This window comes from Rossellomorea arthrocnemi, assembly GCF_904424705.1.
GTDB lineage: Bacteria > Bacillota > Bacilli > Bacillales > Bacillaceae_B > Rossellomorea > Rossellomorea arthrocnemi.
Map to the genome: position 1 here is coordinate 267,692 of NZ_CAJGBF010000004.1, position 15,631 is coordinate 283,322.

General features: G+C 42.5%; 16 protein-coding genes. 11 read left to right on the plus strand and 5 right to left on the minus strand.

Going from position 1 to position 15,631, the window contains the following annotated elements:
- Window positions 1-182: 182 nt before the first annotated feature.
- The gene (kapD, locus tag BAA9072_RS08725) at window positions 183-803 is read left to right on the plus strand and encodes a 3'-5' exonuclease KapD (protein WP_201714279.1); all 621 of its coding nucleotides are present in this window, start codon (window positions 183-185) and stop codon (window positions 801-803) included.
- Between the two features lie 49 nt (window positions 804-852).
- Here the strand turns inward: kapD and BAA9072_RS08730 are convergent, their stop codons facing one another.
- A complete protein-coding gene (locus tag BAA9072_RS08730) occupies window positions 853-1,251 on the minus strand; it encodes a kinase-associated lipoprotein B (RefSeq protein ID WP_201714280.1) in 399 nt (132 codons plus the stop codon).
- A gap of 242 nt (window positions 1,252-1,493) precedes the next feature.
- Here BAA9072_RS08730 and BAA9072_RS08735 point away from each other — a divergent pair, with 242 nt between their 5' ends.
- From BAA9072_RS08735 to BAA9072_RS08745, 3 genes are all read left to right on the plus strand, one after another.
- Entirely contained in the window at window positions 1,494-2,084 is a 591-nt protein-coding gene (locus BAA9072_RS08735) for a peptidylprolyl isomerase (protein ID WP_230980809.1), read from the plus strand.
- Window positions 2,085-2,406: 322 nt separating this feature from the next.
- The gene (locus BAA9072_RS08740; protein WP_201714282.1) at window positions 2,407-2,607 is read left to right on the plus strand and encodes a hypothetical protein; all 201 of its coding nucleotides are present in this window, start codon (window positions 2,407-2,409) and stop codon (window positions 2,605-2,607) included.
- Window positions 2,608-2,891: 284 nt separating this feature from the next.
- The gene (locus tag BAA9072_RS08745) at window positions 2,892-3,395 is read left to right on the plus strand and encodes a superoxide dismutase family protein (RefSeq protein WP_201714331.1); all 504 of its coding nucleotides are present in this window, start codon (window positions 2,892-2,894) and stop codon (window positions 3,393-3,395) included.
- Between the two features lie 95 nt (window positions 3,396-3,490).
- On the opposite strand, the gene BAA9072_RS08750 is transcribed toward BAA9072_RS08745, so the two are convergent.
- Both BAA9072_RS08750 and BAA9072_RS08755 read right to left on the minus strand, forming a co-directional pair.
- On the minus strand, window positions 3,491-4,654 hold the full coding sequence (locus BAA9072_RS08750) for a MalY/PatB family protein (RefSeq protein ID WP_201714283.1): 1,164 nt from the start codon (window positions 4,652-4,654) through the stop codon (window positions 3,491-3,493).
- A gap of 113 nt (window positions 4,655-4,767) precedes the next feature.
- Complete coding sequence (locus tag BAA9072_RS08755; RefSeq protein WP_201714284.1) at window positions 4,768-5,676, minus strand: alpha/beta fold hydrolase; 909 nt, start codon at window positions 5,674-5,676, stop codon at window positions 4,768-4,770.
- A 180-nt stretch (window positions 5,677-5,856) separates the two neighbouring features.
- Here BAA9072_RS08755 and BAA9072_RS08760 point away from each other — a divergent pair, with 180 nt between their 5' ends.
- Window positions 5,857-6,357 carry an Lrp/AsnC family transcriptional regulator gene (locus tag BAA9072_RS08760; RefSeq protein WP_201714285.1) on the plus strand — a complete coding sequence of 167 codons (501 nt, stop codon included), beginning with the start codon at window positions 5,857-5,859 and terminating at the stop codon, window positions 6,355-6,357.
- Window positions 6,354-7,523: an aminotransferase gene (locus BAA9072_RS08765; protein ID WP_201714286.1), complete on the plus strand. Its 1,170-nt coding sequence runs from the start codon at window positions 6,354-6,356 to the stop codon at window positions 7,521-7,523. The genes BAA9072_RS08760 and BAA9072_RS08765 overlap by 4 nt, the downstream gene beginning before the upstream one ends.
- Before the next feature lie 578 nt (window positions 7,524-8,101).
- Here the strand turns inward: BAA9072_RS08765 and BAA9072_RS08770 are convergent.
- Together BAA9072_RS08770 and BAA9072_RS08775 are read right to left on the minus strand one after the other, a co-directional pair.
- Window positions 8,102-8,473, minus strand: a complete 372-nt coding sequence (locus BAA9072_RS08770; RefSeq protein WP_201714287.1) for a helix-turn-helix domain-containing protein — start codon at window positions 8,471-8,473, stop codon at window positions 8,102-8,104.
- A 140-nt stretch (window positions 8,474-8,613) separates the two neighbouring features.
- The gene (locus BAA9072_RS08775; protein ID WP_201714288.1) at window positions 8,614-9,942 is read right to left on the minus strand and encodes a sodium-dependent transporter; all 1,329 of its coding nucleotides are present in this window, start codon (window positions 9,940-9,942) and stop codon (window positions 8,614-8,616) included.
- 342 nt (window positions 9,943-10,284) lie between these two features.
- Here BAA9072_RS08775 and BAA9072_RS08780 point away from each other — a divergent pair, with 342 nt between their 5' ends.
- From BAA9072_RS08780 to BAA9072_RS08800, 5 genes are all read left to right on the plus strand, one after another.
- Window positions 10,285-10,572, plus strand: coding sequence for a spore morphogenesis/germination protein YwcE (locus BAA9072_RS08780; protein ID WP_201714289.1), 288 nt, complete (start codon window positions 10,285-10,287; stop codon window positions 10,570-10,572).
- Window positions 10,573-10,907: 335 nt separating this feature from the next.
- Window positions 10,908-11,315, plus strand: a complete 408-nt coding sequence (gene yugI / locus BAA9072_RS08785; RefSeq protein WP_175990525.1) for a S1 domain-containing post-transcriptional regulator GSP13 — start codon at window positions 10,908-10,910, stop codon at window positions 11,313-11,315.
- Between the two features lie 420 nt (window positions 11,316-11,735).
- Window positions 11,736-13,256 carry an aldehyde dehydrogenase gene (gene adh, locus BAA9072_RS08790; RefSeq protein ID WP_201714290.1) on the plus strand — a complete coding sequence of 507 codons (1,521 nt, stop codon included), beginning with the start codon at window positions 11,736-11,738 and terminating at the stop codon, window positions 13,254-13,256.
- 1 nt (window position 13,257) lies between these two features.
- On the plus strand, window positions 13,258-13,590 hold the full coding sequence (locus tag BAA9072_RS08795; RefSeq protein WP_201714291.1) for a DUF779 domain-containing protein: 333 nt from the start codon (window positions 13,258-13,260) through the stop codon (window positions 13,588-13,590).
- Between the two features lie 234 nt (window positions 13,591-13,824).
- A complete protein-coding gene (locus BAA9072_RS08800; RefSeq protein ID WP_201714292.1) occupies window positions 13,825-15,285 on the plus strand; it encodes a catalase in 1,461 nt (486 codons plus the stop codon).
- Window positions 15,286-15,631 lie beyond the last annotated feature (346 nt).

The following is a 15,631-nucleotide window of genomic DNA, read 5'->3' on the forward strand; positions in this document are numbered from 1 at the left end:
AGACTCTGCATGATATAATGTAAGAATAAGAGGTATGGAGAAACGGTGCGTGCATCTATTTTTGAATATAGCGGTTCTCCAATTCGGAAGAAGCCAGGGAGTAAGAAATGCAACCAACATCGTGAAAAATTTTTATTATAGATGGATTGGGGTCTTATCTACATTTTGAGGAGGGAGTTTAAGTGGCGAAAGCGGAACAGCTTGTGTTTATAGATTTTGAGTTTTCTATGCCGGAACGACATAGAGTCCCCAAAGGTTTCTTCCCTGAAATCATTGAAGCCGGGGTAGTGGTGGTTCAGAATGGGCAAATGTCAGATACGTTTTCCTCTTACGTGAAACCGACTGCCTTTCCCAAACTGACCAACCGCTGCAAACGATTTTTATCTATTACCCAGAATGAAGTGGAGACAGGGATATCGTTCCAGTGCTTGATTGATTACTTTAACAGGTTAAATGATATGGGAGTCGCGAAGGTAGTGACGTGGGGAAACATGGATATGAAGGTACTGCGTGATAACTGCGCCCAGTCCGGCATACCGTTTCCTTTCCAAGCTCAATTCGTCGATTTATCCATGGAATACAAGCGCTTCTTTGGTGATCAAAATCAAACGGGCCTATGGAAGGCGGTCCAGGAATATGGGAGGGAAGGAGTCGGTAAGCACCATAAAGCATTAGATGATGCCCTCACCACTCAGCATATATACAACCTAGTCGAAAAAGACAAAAAATACCTCGATAAAGCCGAACCCACCACCATCGGAGACAGAATCGACCTCTCCAAATTCTACAACCAGCTCGCATGACAAGACGAGGGACGGACCTTCAGGTTGAAGGTCCGTCCCTCGTCTTTATTTAAAATGTGAGGTTATACATCAGTTCGTATTCCCTTTGGATGGACCGAAGTGTTTCAAGGCTCTTTAGCGCATGCGGGGAAGCATCTTTTTCCAGTTCGTCTTTTAATGTCGAGTAGGAATGGATCAATGTTTCATTGTAATCAGGGATATCTCCATCATATGGCTTGACCATTTTTTCCGGCATGTTTGCGCGCTCGCCGTGGGCAAGTGCTTTACGTTCATGGAACAAAGGAACATCCACAGCCTGGGGGTTATGCAGATCTCCTTGTCTGGGATGCTTTAATACAGCGAGAATCTTTACCACAAAAGCACCAGGGCGTTCCCCCGTGACTTCCCCCACGTATTTACCCGTCTTATAAAAAGCCGTGACATAATCACCAATTTGAATGTTTTTCATAAAAAACCTCCTCTATTGCATCAATCTCTATTATAATGAAAGCAGAATGAAACTGAGAAATAACTACTATAAAGGTAACATGTGGAGGTACATATATGAAGCGTTTAATGATCGTCATCCTATGTTTACTAGGTTTAACCCTTGCTGCTTGTGGACAAACAGAAAAGGGAGACACCGCAAAAGAAAAGCCAAAAGCAGATGAGAAACAGAAGACTTCGGAAGAAACCAAAGGAGATGAAAATATGACATATCCTCAGCTTACAACAGAAGTTGCTGAAAACGAGAAATTAGTCGAAATGAAGACATCCATGGGAACCATCAAAATCAAGCTATTCCCTGAACAGGCTCCAAAGACTGTGGAAAACTTCATCACCCATAGTAAAGATGGTTATTATGACGGTTTGAAATTCCACCGTGTCATCAAAGACTTCATGATCCAGGGTGGAGACCCGAAGGGAAATGGAACAGGTGGAGAAAGCATTTATGGTGAATCATTTGAAGATGAATTTTCCCCGGAATTATTCAATCTTCGCGGTGCCCTTTCCATGGCGAATGCCGGTCCTGATACGAATGGAAGTCAATTCTTCATCGTTCAGAAAAGTGACATCGACCCGAAATTGGAAGATCAAATGAAATCTGCAGGCTTCCCGGCAGAGATCATCGATGCATATATGGAAAATGGCGGGACTCCGTGGCTTGATCAGAAACACACTGTGTTCGGACAAGTGGTTGAAGGCATGGACATTGTGGATAAGATTGCAAACGTAGAAGTGGGCGCAAACGACCTTCCGAAAGAAGACGTCGTGATTGAAAGCATTAAGGTTGTAAAATAATCGTTGAAGAGCTGTGAACGCCATTTTGGGGTTTACAGCTCTTTTTATAAGCTGGTTTTGTATATTTGGTTGCTATTAAAAAGAAAAGTGGATTGTTGATTTCCCCTCCAAGTACCCACTTTCCGGGTGTCGTAAGTTGAGCGGTAAATACTACCTTTGAAAGAAAGGAGTCATCTTATATAAGGAAAGAAAGACTATTTCCTCGGAAATTGTCGGATCGTCGTTCAATAAATCGTTAAAAACCGTGACGATTTGAAGTTGGTTTGTCCTTTACACAGTTGTTATAATGGACAAAGAGTTTGTTTTTCGAAAGGAGCTTACCATGCTTTCTTCATTTATATTAAATTTATTTCTCTATTTTCCTGAAGATAAGACAGAGTATATCCCAGCCGGCATCACAATGGCCATCTTCATGATAGCAGCCCTTTTCACATTTCGAATCATTCAAAAAGCTTCAAAGCGAGAAGAATTGAAAACAAAAAGAATGGAAGAGGAAGCAAGGGTTCAAAAGAGAACAGAATAAGGTAATAGAAAACACGCTTGTCTTCGTTGAGCGTGTTTTTTTGTTGTTTATTAACACTTGGTCTGCCTGAGTTTTGTCAATCAGTGTGGGCTAAAAGAGGATTATTTAGTTTTTGACCTCGAGGAGGGAGCTGTCGGAACTGGATAGGTGAGACCCCTGGCATCATCCTTTTTCGAATATAGCCTGTCTTAAATAGGAATATTTTTCACCCCGTGAGTCAACAATGGTGAAAGAGTACGCAGAGATGGAGGCAGAGCGATTTGAAAAAATTATCACTACTATATATGATCTTGATCACAATCCTTGCAAGTGGATGTGCCATCGAAAATCCTAAAAAAGTAGAAGTGGAAATGAAAAATGAGAACGGTGATTCACTGGGGAAAGCCACCATGCAAGAGCAATCCGACGGAGTAGAAGTCGTGATGGATCTAGAGGGGCTGCCTCCTGGTGAGCATGGAATCCATATTCATGAAAAGGGCGTATGCAAGCGGCCGGATTTTGTATCAGCGGGGAACCACTTCAATCCCGATGACAAAAAACATGGACTGCTTCACCCTAAAGGTGCTCATGGTGGCGATCTTCCCAACCTCATCGTTGGGGATGACGGGACTGTTAAGGTAACACTCATGGCTCCGATGGTTACGTTATCAAAGGGGAAAACATCCCTCTTCACAAAAGAAGGCACCTCTCTCATCATAGATGAAAATAAGGACGATGGGATGACCCAACCCTCCGGAGATTCGGGTAAAAGGATTGCGTGTGGAGAGATTAAAAGTGAGAAGAAATAATATAAAGCGTTAAACAGAAAAATGTACCCGGTACAATCAAGTCGAATTGTACCGGGTACATTTTATTAATCGTCATACTCTACACGAGATTCGCATTACCCCAGTGCGACCCTTAGTCTTTCCAACCCATCCAACAGTGTCTCTCGTGGGCACGCAATATTCATCCGGACAAAGCCTTCCCCTCCTGGCCCATATTTCGTACCGGGTTCCAATGCGAGTTTCCCTTTATCCAGCAAACGATTCTTTAGTTCTTCATCGGATAGTTTCAACTTTGTGCAATCAATCCAAAGTAAATACGTTCCTTCCGGATCGACAAGAGTCAGTTCAGGAAGATGCTCTTCAAGGAAGTTCTTCGTCACTTTTACATTTTCCTGCAGATAATCGAGGATTTCTTCTAACCATTGTTCCCCGTGGCGATAGGCTGCTTCCATTCCACTGATGCCAAATGTGTTGAGAGTGAAAAAGCCCTGCTTCTTATGAATTCCAGCAATTTTTTCTCGGAGCTCCGAATTGGGGGTGATCATGGCCGAAGCCTGTAATCCGGCAAGGTTGAAGGTCTTACTTGGTGCAATGCAGGTGATCGTCATATCCCGGAATGTATCATTCAGGGATGCAAGTGGAGTATGAGTGTGACTTTTATAGACCAAATCAGAATGAATTTCATCTGACACAATCACGACATTGTATTTCTTACAAAGTTCAGCTATCTTTGTAAGTTCTTCTTTCTTCCACACTCGCCCGCTCGGATTATGAGGGTTACAAAGGAGGAATAACTTCACACCTGTTTTAAGGGATTCTTCAAAGGCTTGATAGTCGATGGAATAGCTTCCGTCCTGATACTTTAATTGAGCATTTACGATTTCCCGCCCATTGTCTTCCACCAGGTTGAAAAAAGGGGTGTAGACTGGCGATTGAACGAGTATTTTGTCCAGAGGGGAAGTAAGTGCCTGGATGATGGTTGAAATGGCTGGAACGACTCCCGGACTGTATTGCAGCCAGGATTTCTCTATTTTCCAACCATGACGCTTTTGAATCCAATCTTTGATGCTATCCGCTGTCGGATCCCCGACAAAGGTATATCCGAAGATTCCGTGCTTTAACCTGTTCCCGAGAGCCTCCAACACATCTTCCGGCGGAAGGAAATCCATATCCGCAACCCACATGGGCAGGACATCATCTTTACCAAACACAGTTTTCGTTAAGTCCCATTTCACGGAGGAGGACCCTTTCCGGTCGATGACTTCTTCAAATCTACTCATCGTTTATTCCCCTTTCGCTTATGTATTTGTCAGTATAATCATATGATGGAAACGAAAAAGATGAAAATAATTTGTTTATCGTTTTCAAAATGAAAGAAAAAAGGGACTTATCCCTACGTTTCAGAAATAAGCGTTTGGGAAAGTCCATTTTGAAACAGTGACTCTGTCTGAGTATCATCTGACACCTCTTCTGCTGTTGCACGAACAAATGCATGAATATGATTCAATACCTCCGTCGGTTTTTCTTCCGGAACAAGATGCCCCGTTTCTTTCAGCACCACGAGCTTCGAGTTCGGAATATCCTGTTTTAACCTGTGCCCTGTTGACAAAGGCACCACCCTGTCATGCTCTCCCCAAACGAGAAGGCAGGGTGTGTGTATGTTTTTCAGATCATTCACAGATAAATCTCCTTCACGGTCCCGTATCATCCTAGTCAAAGCCTTGAATATATCATCCTCCAGAAACGGTTTCAAATACCCGAACATCATCTCATCGTCAATCAATCCAGTATCATGGACGACATTTTCAAGATTGTTCCGCACCCCTGAACGTGTAAGCCATAGCTTCACATAAAGGTGAAAAAAGGGGATATGGCTCAACAGAGTGATTGGCCAATTCATTCTCTTAAGATACCCGGAACTACACAGGAGAACACCTTTCTCGACTAAGGAAGGAGCTTTTTTCATGACGTTCAAGGCAATCTGTCCACCCATGGAATGGCCGGTCAAGTGGACGTTGTTTACATTCAAATGATCCAATAGGGCGATCACCGTATTGGCCAGGTTCTCATAGGAGTAAGTAAACCGATTGTTTTTCCCGCTGTTCCCAAAGGGAGGAAGATCGATAGAAATGACGTTATAATTTTCTTTCAAAAGAGGAGTAAGCCGTCTGAAGCTAAAGGTTGATGAGAGAAATCCATGAAGAAGGACGAAGGTTTCAGATGCAGTAGGATGCTCATGATGTTCAAAGTAAACATTGGCACCATTCACCTGCACCAATTTGGCGAAATCCTGTTCTTGCATTCTTCGTCACTCCTTTCTGTTTAGTTTATTGATATTTTACCCGCAATTATGCATTTAACACATCGATTCGAAAGTTCTGACATATCCCTTCAGGGTAAAGGGGAAAATAACTTTGACTCTTTTCATATAGGTGACTTCTGATATAATGAAACCATTTAGTGGTGATGAGGAGGAAGCAGGATGCAACTGAGAGAAATGGAGCTTGATTTAGTAAGGATTTTACAGAATGATGCCAGGATTTCAACTGAGGATATAGGGAAGATGCTTCAAGTATCCACAGAGGAAGTTGAGGAAGTGGTAAATAAACTGGAAAAAGAGAAGGTTCTCGTCAGATACAGTTCGATTGTGGATTGGTCAAAGGTGGAAGGGCATGAAGGCGTTACGGCAATGATTGACGTAAAAGTCGCTCCGAAAAGGGGAGTGGGCTTTGATGAAGTGGCTCACCGAATATATCGCTATAAAGAAGTGAAAAGTGTATACCTGATGTCCGGTGCGTACGATCTGTCCGTGACGGTGGAGGGGCGATCCATGCATGAAGTGGCAACATTCGTATCAGAAAAGTTGTCGACCTTGGATTCTGTTCTATCAACGACCACTCATTTTCAATTGAAAAAATATAAGCATGATGGGACCATTTTCGGGGACCATGGAGAAGATAGAAGAATCGTGGTGTCACCATGACAACGAAGACCTCATACATAGCTCAATCCGTGAAAAACTTGAAGCCATCCGGAATCAGGAAATTTTTCGATCTTGCTGCCAATATGGAAGGAGTCATCTCATTGGGTGTAGGGGAGCCGGATTTCATTACATCCTGGACGGTGAGGGAAGCAGCGATTCTATCTTTAGAGCAGGGGTATACCTCTTATACAGCGAACGCGGGACTTCTCGAGCTGAGGGGAAAAATAGCCCGGTATATGAAAGAGGGGTACTCAGTTAATTATGATCCTAAAACGGAAATCATCGTGACGGTCGGTGCCTCTCAAGCGCTTGATATCAGTATGAGGGCTATCATCGATCAGGGGGATGAAGTAATTGTCGTGGAGCCGGGCTTTGTTTCTTACGTCCCCCTCGTCCAGTTGGCAGGAGGAGTACCCGTAACTGTCGAAACCAAACCGGAAAATGACTTCAAGGTAACGGCTGAAGAACTCGAAGCAGCCATCACCCCAAGGACAAAAGCTGTGTTACTTTGTTCCCCGAACAATCCAACAGGGACGGTCCTTGAAAAGGGGAATTTAGAAAGCCTGGCTGAAGTAATCCGAAAGCATGATCTCGTTGTCTTTTCAGATGAAATCTATTCTGAGCTTGCTTATGATGCTCATCACGTATCCATCGCTTCTTTAGAAGACATGAGAAAAAGAACCATCGTCATCAACGGTTTCTCGAAAGGATTCGCGATGACAGGCTGGAGACTCGGCTATATATGTGCACCTGAGGAAATTGCCTCATCCTTATTGAAAATTCATCAGTACGCTATGATGTGCGCGTCGACGCCTGCTCAATATGCCGCAGTCGAGGCACTGGATAAGGGAATGGACGATGTGATGGAGATGAAGAGAAGTTACCGTCATCGACGTCACTATTTCGTCGACTCCCTGAATGAATGTGGATTAACATGCCACACCCCTGGTGGAGCATTCTATGCTTTTCCATCTATTCAAAAGACGGGAATGAGTTCAGAGGAGTTTGCAGAGAAACTCCTTATGGAAGAGAAAGTAGCTGTTGTTCCCGGCAATGTATTTGGGAAAGGCGGGGAGGGTTATATCCGCTGTTCGTACGCTTCAAGCATGGAACAGCTGCAGGAAGCCGTGAAGCGGATGAAGCGGTTTGTGGAAAATCATAGTTAAGAAGTAGTACAGACAAGAATGGTGCCAGGCACCGAAGCCTCGAATGGTGCCAGGCACCGAAACCTCGACTGGTGCCAGGCACCGAAACCTCGAAGGGTGCCAGGCACCGAAGCCTCGAATGGTGCCAGGCACCGAAGCCTCGACTGGTGCCAGGCACCGAAACCTCGACTGGTGCCAGGCACCGAAACCTCGAATGGTGCCAGGCACTGAAACCTCGAATGGTGCCAGGCACTGAAACCTCGAATGGTGCCAGGCACTGAAACCTCGAATGGTGCCAGGCACCGAAGCCTCGAATGGTGCCAGGCACTGAAACCTCGAATGGTGCCAGGCACTGAAACCTCGAATGGTGCCAGGCACTGAAACCTCGAATGGTGCCAGGCACCGAAGCCTCGAATGGTGCCAGGCACAAAATCCTCGTATAGTGCCAGGCACTTTTAACAGGCACCTAAAAATGCGCAAAAAAATAGGACGATACCAAGATCGTCCAAAAAATGAAAACAAAAGGGGGAATACTTAGAAAGCTTATTTTCAGTATGATCCCTTTTTTTCATCTTTATACATTATTTTTTAAAAAAGTTTTATGTTTCGCTTTTTTCATATTTCAATTCATAGAGCATTTGCATCACACGCAGAAAATCTTCTTCGGTGAATTCCTTTGCTTTACGAAGGATGAGCTTTGTCCGTTTAGGACCCAATTCCTTGATCAGCTGCTCCATTTCGGCATCTACCCCTTTAGGAGGATGTTCTTTCATTTCCCGTTCCATGAGCTCCGAAGCAGGAATATCGAGCACGGTGGATAGTTTAAGGATGGTTTGTGTATCAGGGATCTGTTGATCAGATTCATATTTACCGATCGTTTTCGTTCCTAATCTGGCTCGTAAAGCAAGCTCCTGTTGAGATAGTTTTCGATCTTCTCTTACTCGTTTTAGATTCTCACCAAAATGTGACATGCCAAATTCCCCCTCATAAAATTCCTTCCTTCTATCATTAGTTTATCACCAATTGGAAAAAAATAGCCCTGCAACCCTTGAACAAAATGTTACATAAAAAAGAGGTCCGTCCCTCATTTTGAGGGACGGACCTCTTTGGATCATGACAAGAAAACGAGTACGATGGCTATTGGTACGATGTAGCGGAGGAGGAAGATCCAACTGTTGAAGAGGCTTCTGGATATGGATGAACCTGATTGCAGTTCGTTCCAGACGTCTTCCCGTTTTAATCGGTAGGATACGAATACGGATATGAGTAATGCACCCGCAGGCAATCCGAAATTACTTGTTATATAATCGGCAAAGTCAAAAAAATTCTTTCCTCCAATAAGAACATCATCGAATACACCAAATGATAGAGCGCTCGGAATACCGGCAATGAATACGAGAACTCCGATCAACCATGTAAATGGCATTCGTTTCTTCTGGTTTCCTTTGGACAGGGCAGCAACCCCGATCTCAAGAATCGAGAAAGCCGAAGTCAGCGTAGCAAACAGTAGCAGGATAAGAAACACGGTTAAGAATATGCCACCGAAAGCAATCTCATTGAATACGGCAGGTAGGACCACAAAGGCAATACCGGGACCTTCATCGGGTTTAAAGCCGAGAGCGTACACGGCCGGGAAAATAACCAATCCTGCGAGTAAAGAGATAAAGATATTCAGCCCTGAGACACTGATAGCAGATCTCGGCATACTGTCACCTTTTGACAGATACGATGCATACGTCACCATTACGGATAGACCTACGGTTAGAGCAAAGAATGCCTGTCCCAATGCAAGCAGCACCGTTTCCCCATTCAAATAACTCCAATCAGGAAGCAATAGGAAGCGGACACCTTCCATCGCACCTTCTAACGTCAGGGACCTGATCACTAAAATAATAAATAATATAAATAATGCCGGCATCATGTAACGACTAGCCCGTTCAATCCCTTTTTGAATCCCGCCCTGTACGACAAGAATGGTCATGATGATAAAGACAAATTGTGCTATCAGAACTTCCTTGGGATTGGCTATGATGCTTTCAAACAGAGCCCCATATTGTTCTTGTGACTTTCCAATCAAAGATCCTGTCATACTTCTTGCTAAATAGGAAAGGATCCATCCACCAACCACACTATAAAAGGAAAGGATAATAAACGAAACGACTGTCCCTAAATAACCGATCCAGTGCCAATGGGAATTTGGGGCTAATATTTTATATGAAGTAACTGCATCTGCTCCGGCACGCCTCCCGATGACGAATTCAGCGAGAAGAATGGGGGCACCGATTAAGACAGTAAAAAGAATAAAGAGCAAGAAGAATACACCCCCACCATTCGCACCAGCCATATAAGGGAATTTCCAAATCGCACCCAAGCCGATGGCGGAACCTGCGGCTGCAAGAATAAAGCCTATCTTAGAAGTCCATTGATCTTTCTTGGCCATACCTAAGATCCTCCTTTCAAAAAATAAGATTTTTCAATCGTACTATGTTTTAGTACCCCTGTACACCGGATTTTTTAATTTTCAATAAATAGGGTATAGAGAAGAAATGTCAGTAATTGAGGGCAGATCAAGAGAACTCTTGAATTGTATTTCCAGTTATTGTGTGTGAAAACGCTTAAAATCATTACTTTTCAACTAATTTTTAGAAAAGAAGTCAAAAAGATGCTAAATAGGCTGGAAAATTTCATAATATGTAGTATACTAATTGTAACAAAACGTTCACAAATTATTCTTTTTTTCGCCACAATTGAAAGCGTTTACTACAGAAATGGAGGAATGGAAATGGATGTCTTTCTAGTATACCTATTCGTCGCAACAGCAACTCCACTTTTTCTATGGGTCGAACATCGTAAATGGGCGGTTCTTCATATCCCATTTGTTATAGCGTTATGGTCAGTATTTATCTATTATGTAGCCGTACCGGAACTCGGTGGCTGGGGACATGTAACCCTGTGGAGCCTGTTTGTTGCAAACCTTGCTTTCGCACACATCGCAGCCTTTATGCTATATGCCGTTCCCTTTATTCAAAAGCAGAAAAAGAAAAGATCTTCAACTGTAAAGAACTATTAGTCTGACCCTATTATTTCCAGGGTTGGGCTTTTTTTTGAAAAAGGAGTGATCTGTCAGGGAGTAGTAGAAGAGTATACGTCAAAACAGATGAGCCCAGCCAATATCTTCTGAAACAGGAGATGTGTATGAAGAAACCTGATGAACGCTGAATTTACACTGTTTTAATAATATGAATAATTGGGAAGCATAACTAGTGAGAAAGCAATTATAGACGGATGATAGGATATTGAAGAAGAAGGGATGATGAATATTCCTTTGCTGAAATCCTGATTCTATGATATAATCTACAATTGCGTGTAAAGACGAAAAATAATATATATACTAGGAGTGTTACCATGACTACAAAATTCGAAACAGGCTCTGTTGTAACAGGTAAAGTTACAGGCATTCAACCATACGGTGCATTCGTTGCACTTGACGAAGAAACTCAAGGATTAGTTCACATCTCTGAAATCACTCACGGATTTGTTAAAGACGTTAGTGAGCACCTTTCAGTAGGCGACGAAGTAAAGGTGAAAGTACTATCAGTGGACGAAGCAGCTGGTAAAATCAGCCTTTCTATCCGTGCTACAGAAGAAGCTCCTGCTCAACAAGCAAAGCCGGCAGCAGCGAAAAAACCTCGCCGTCAAGGAAGTGTGAAACCAGCAGCTGAAGAAACAACACCAGCAGGTTTCAACACTCTTAAAGACAAGCTTGAAGAGTGGATCGAGCAATCAGAACGTGAAGATCTAATCAAAAAATAAACCATCAAAAAAAAGACTGTCCTCTTAATGGGCAGTCTTTTTTTTGATGGTTTATTTCATACCTCTATCGACAGGGTAATAAGCCTGGATTTTTGCTTCTTTTTAGAAAAAAAGATCAAATTGATAGAGGAGATTAGTAATCTATTTTCTGGAAACCCATGTACCCTTTCCTTTATTCCTATCAGGATTTATACCTGTATTCAACCATTAGAAAACCCAACGTATAAGAGGATCCTCGTCTTTTATTAGGTTCTTTTCACAAAGCATGTTTCTATATTTTTCACAAAAAATTTTATCGTGAATTAACGAAAAATATAGAATTTTTGTACAATAAACTTGTCCGTACCTCCTGAATGACATATAATGAGAATGGAAGCGCTTTAATTGGTAAGAAAATACATAAATACAGGAGGATCTTAGATGCTTTATAAAAATCCGAATACTGAAGGTTCATTGGTACAATTCAAGGACAAGTATGAGAACTTTATTGGTGGAGAATATGTGCCTCCTGCAAGTGGAGAATACTTCGAAAATGTATCACCTATTACGGGTAAAGTTTTCACGAAAATTGCCCGTTCAAACAAAGAGGATGTTGAAAAGGCATTAGACGCAGCACATGCAGCGAAGGACGCATGGGGGAAAACCTCTGTAGCCGAAAGATCCAATATATTAAATAAAATTGCGGATCGTATAGAAGAAAATCTGGAAATGCTGGCCGTAGCTGAAACGTGGGATAATGGAAAGCCAGTCCGTGAAACAATGGCGGCAGACTTACCATTAGCGGTGGATCATTTCCGTTATTTCGCAGGATGCATCAGAGGTCAGGAAGGATCTCTTGGAGAAATCGATAATGATACGGTTTCTTATCACTTCCATGAGCCGATTGGGGTTGTTGCACAGATTATCCCTTGGAACTTCCCGATTCTGATGGGGGTATGGAAGATTGCTCCTGCTCTGGCTGCAGGAAATTGTGTCGTTTTAAAGCCGGCAGAGCAGACACCGGCTTCCATCATGGTTTTGGTAGAACTGATAGAAGACCTTCTGCCTAAGGGCGTTCTGAACGTGGTTCAAGGATTCGGAGTAGAAGCAGGGAAACCACTTGCCCAAAGTAAGCGTGTTGGAAAAGTAGCTTTCACAGGTGAAACGACAACTGGTCGTCTCATCATGCAATATGCTTCTCAAAATATTATCCCTGTTACATTGGAGCTTGGTGGTAAATCACCTAACATCTTCTTTGAAGATGTCATGGATCAGGATGATGACTTTCTCGATAAAGCAGTGGAAGGGTTCGTCATGTTTGCACTTAATCAAGGAGAGGTGTGTACTTGTCCTTCAAGAGCGCTAATCCAGGAATCGATCTATGATAAATTCATGGAGCGTGCAATCGAACGAGTGAAACAAATCAAGCAGGGAAACCCATTAGATACAGATACAATGCTTGGCGCCCAGGCTTCTCAAGAACAATTGGATAAAATCCTCTCTTATATTGAAATCGGAAAAGAAGAGGGAGCGGAATTACTCATCGGCGGCGAGCAAAATACACTGAACGGGGATCAGAAATCTGGTTTCTATGTAAAGCCTACTGTATTCAAAGGTGACAACAAAATGCGTATTTTCCAGGAAGAAATCTTTGGCCCGGTAGTTTCCGTGACAACGTTCAAAACGAAGGAAGAAGCTCTTGAAATCGCCAATGATACCCTTTATGGACTTGGAGCAGGTGTATGGACGCGTGACATGAACACGGCTTACCGTTTCGGCAGAGAAATTCAAGCAGGTCGCGTATGGACTAACTGTTACCATCAATACCCGGCACATGCGGCATTCGGTGGATACAAAATGTCCGGGATCGGTCGTGAAAATCATAAAATGATGCTATCACACTATCAACAAACTAAGAATTTACTAGTCAGCTATAGTCCTAAAGCGTTAGGATTCTTTTAAAATGGAAGAGCGACTAGAGGCAACAGAACAAGCCCTTCAACTGATTGAAACGTTAAAAGGCAAACATGGTGCCCTTCTGTTTCATCAGTCTGGAGGATGTTGTGATGGCAGTTCTCCTATGTGTTTAAGTCAGGATGATTTGATCATCGGTGATAGTGATGTATTGGTAGGTACTGTAGCCGACTGTCCTTTTTACATGAACGAACAACAATATGAGTATTGGAAGCATTTCCGGATCATATTGGATGTTAGAGAAGGAAGGGGAGGAGTGTTCTCTTTGGAATCCACGGAGGGCGTGCGCTTTGTCACGGATTCTAAATTGATCAGATCGTAAGAATGAATTTTATGGTTCTACTTTTCTACTCTTAATAATAATTTTTAGAGACAACTTTTTATAGGTTGTCTCTTTTTTGTATTGAGAACGATAGATTGTGAAGTACACTCATTTTTCTATTTTTAATAATTACTACATTAAAATAATTATAATTTATATTGACTTTCATTAGAAAATAGTTAAAATAAAACTATAATTACTTAATAATAATTATAATCTAAAGGAGTGTTTTTAGTGGATAATAGAAAACTAACTACGAATCAAGGTGCCCCTATCGGCGATAATCAGAACTCAATTACAGCGGGAGAAAGGGGTCCGACACTTCTCGAGGATTATCAACTAATTGAGAAATTGGCTCACTTCGACAGAGAACGGGTACCAGAAAGAGTTGTTCACGCAAGAGGAGCGGGAGCACACGGAGTATTCATTACAAAAAACAGTATGAAAAAATATACAAAAGCCGCACTTTTTCAGGAAGCCGGCAAAGAAACACCTGTATTTGCCCGTTTTTCCACTGTCGTCCATGGGCAGCATTCTCCTGAAACTTTACGGGACCCCCGGGGATTTGCCGTGAAATTTTATACAGAAGAAGGGAACTGGGATTTTGTCGGGAATAACCTTCCTGTGTTTTTTATCCGTGATGCCATGAAGTTCCCGGATATGGTTCATTCTTTAAAGCCGAATCCCCAAACGAATATCCAAGAGCCTGAGAGATATTGGGATTTCATGTCCTTGACTCCGGAATCAACAAATATGCTTCTTCATCTCTATACAGATGAAGGGATTCCTGCTAACTATAGACAAATGCGCGGGTCCAGTGTGCATGCCTATAAATGGGTAAATGCCGCGGGGAATACCGTGTATGTGAAGTTGAACTGGAAACCGAAGCAAGGTATTGAAAATCTATCTTCAGAAAAAGCAGCAGAAATCCAAGGGAAAGACTTTAACCATGCAAGCCGTGATCTTTATGAATCGATTGAAAACGGAGAATTCCCTGAATGGGACCTATATGTTCAGCTACTGGATCCAATGGATGTAGATGCCTTTGATTTCGATCCACTTGATGCAACGAAAGATTGGTCGGAGGATGACATACCATCTCACTTTATCGGTACGATGATTTTAAATGAAAATCCAGAAAACATCTTTGCGGAAACGGAATCAGTGGGCTTCAATCCAGGAGTGCTCGTGAACGGAATGCTTCCTTCTGAAGATAAATTGCTTCAAGGAAGACTATTCTCTTATTCAGACACACAGCGTTATCGAATCGGCGCAAATTACATGCAACTCCCGATCAATTGTCCATTTGCTCAAGTGGAGAATAACCAGAGGGACGGACATATGCCATTCAAGCAGCAGAAAGGCTCAGTGAACTATGAGCCGAACAGCTTCGATGAAACACCGAAAGAAGTGGAGGGGTATACAGAAATACATCAACCGATGACGGGTGAAAGAGGAAGACAGAAGATCCAGAAAACAGATGATTTCGGTCAGGCTGGACGCATTTACAGAAGCTATTCGGATGAAGTGAAAGAGCAAGTAGTGAAAAATATTTCCAGTGAACTATCACAAATTAATGAAAGAATCGCTCTCCGCGCAGTGTGTAATTTCTTCCGGGCAGATGTAGCGCTTGGTAAGAAGCTGGCAGAGAGTATTGGAGTGGATTTGACACCTTATTTGCAGCATATGGAATAAGCTGGGATGACAGAGTACTGGTCTTATTTTATCGGTGAAGGTGCACTGATAAAAGGGGCTGGTGCTCTTTTTTTTGAAGAATTCAGGTAGCAGATGTGAAGATTTATGGTCTTTCTTAGATAGATATATATTTGTCAAACGTTATCTGGGTTTATCAAAATATCAACCTAACTTTCATTTTTTAAGATATTGACTGTTCTTCCAATTGCGGCAAATTGCTCAATCGCTCTAATAGAGGGAAAAGTAGGGTTCTATGCGCTCTATAATATGTAGCTGTCATTTTCAAAAAACCACAAATATCTTATTCCTGATCAACCCCATAACAAAAAAAGCCACTCCCCCAATT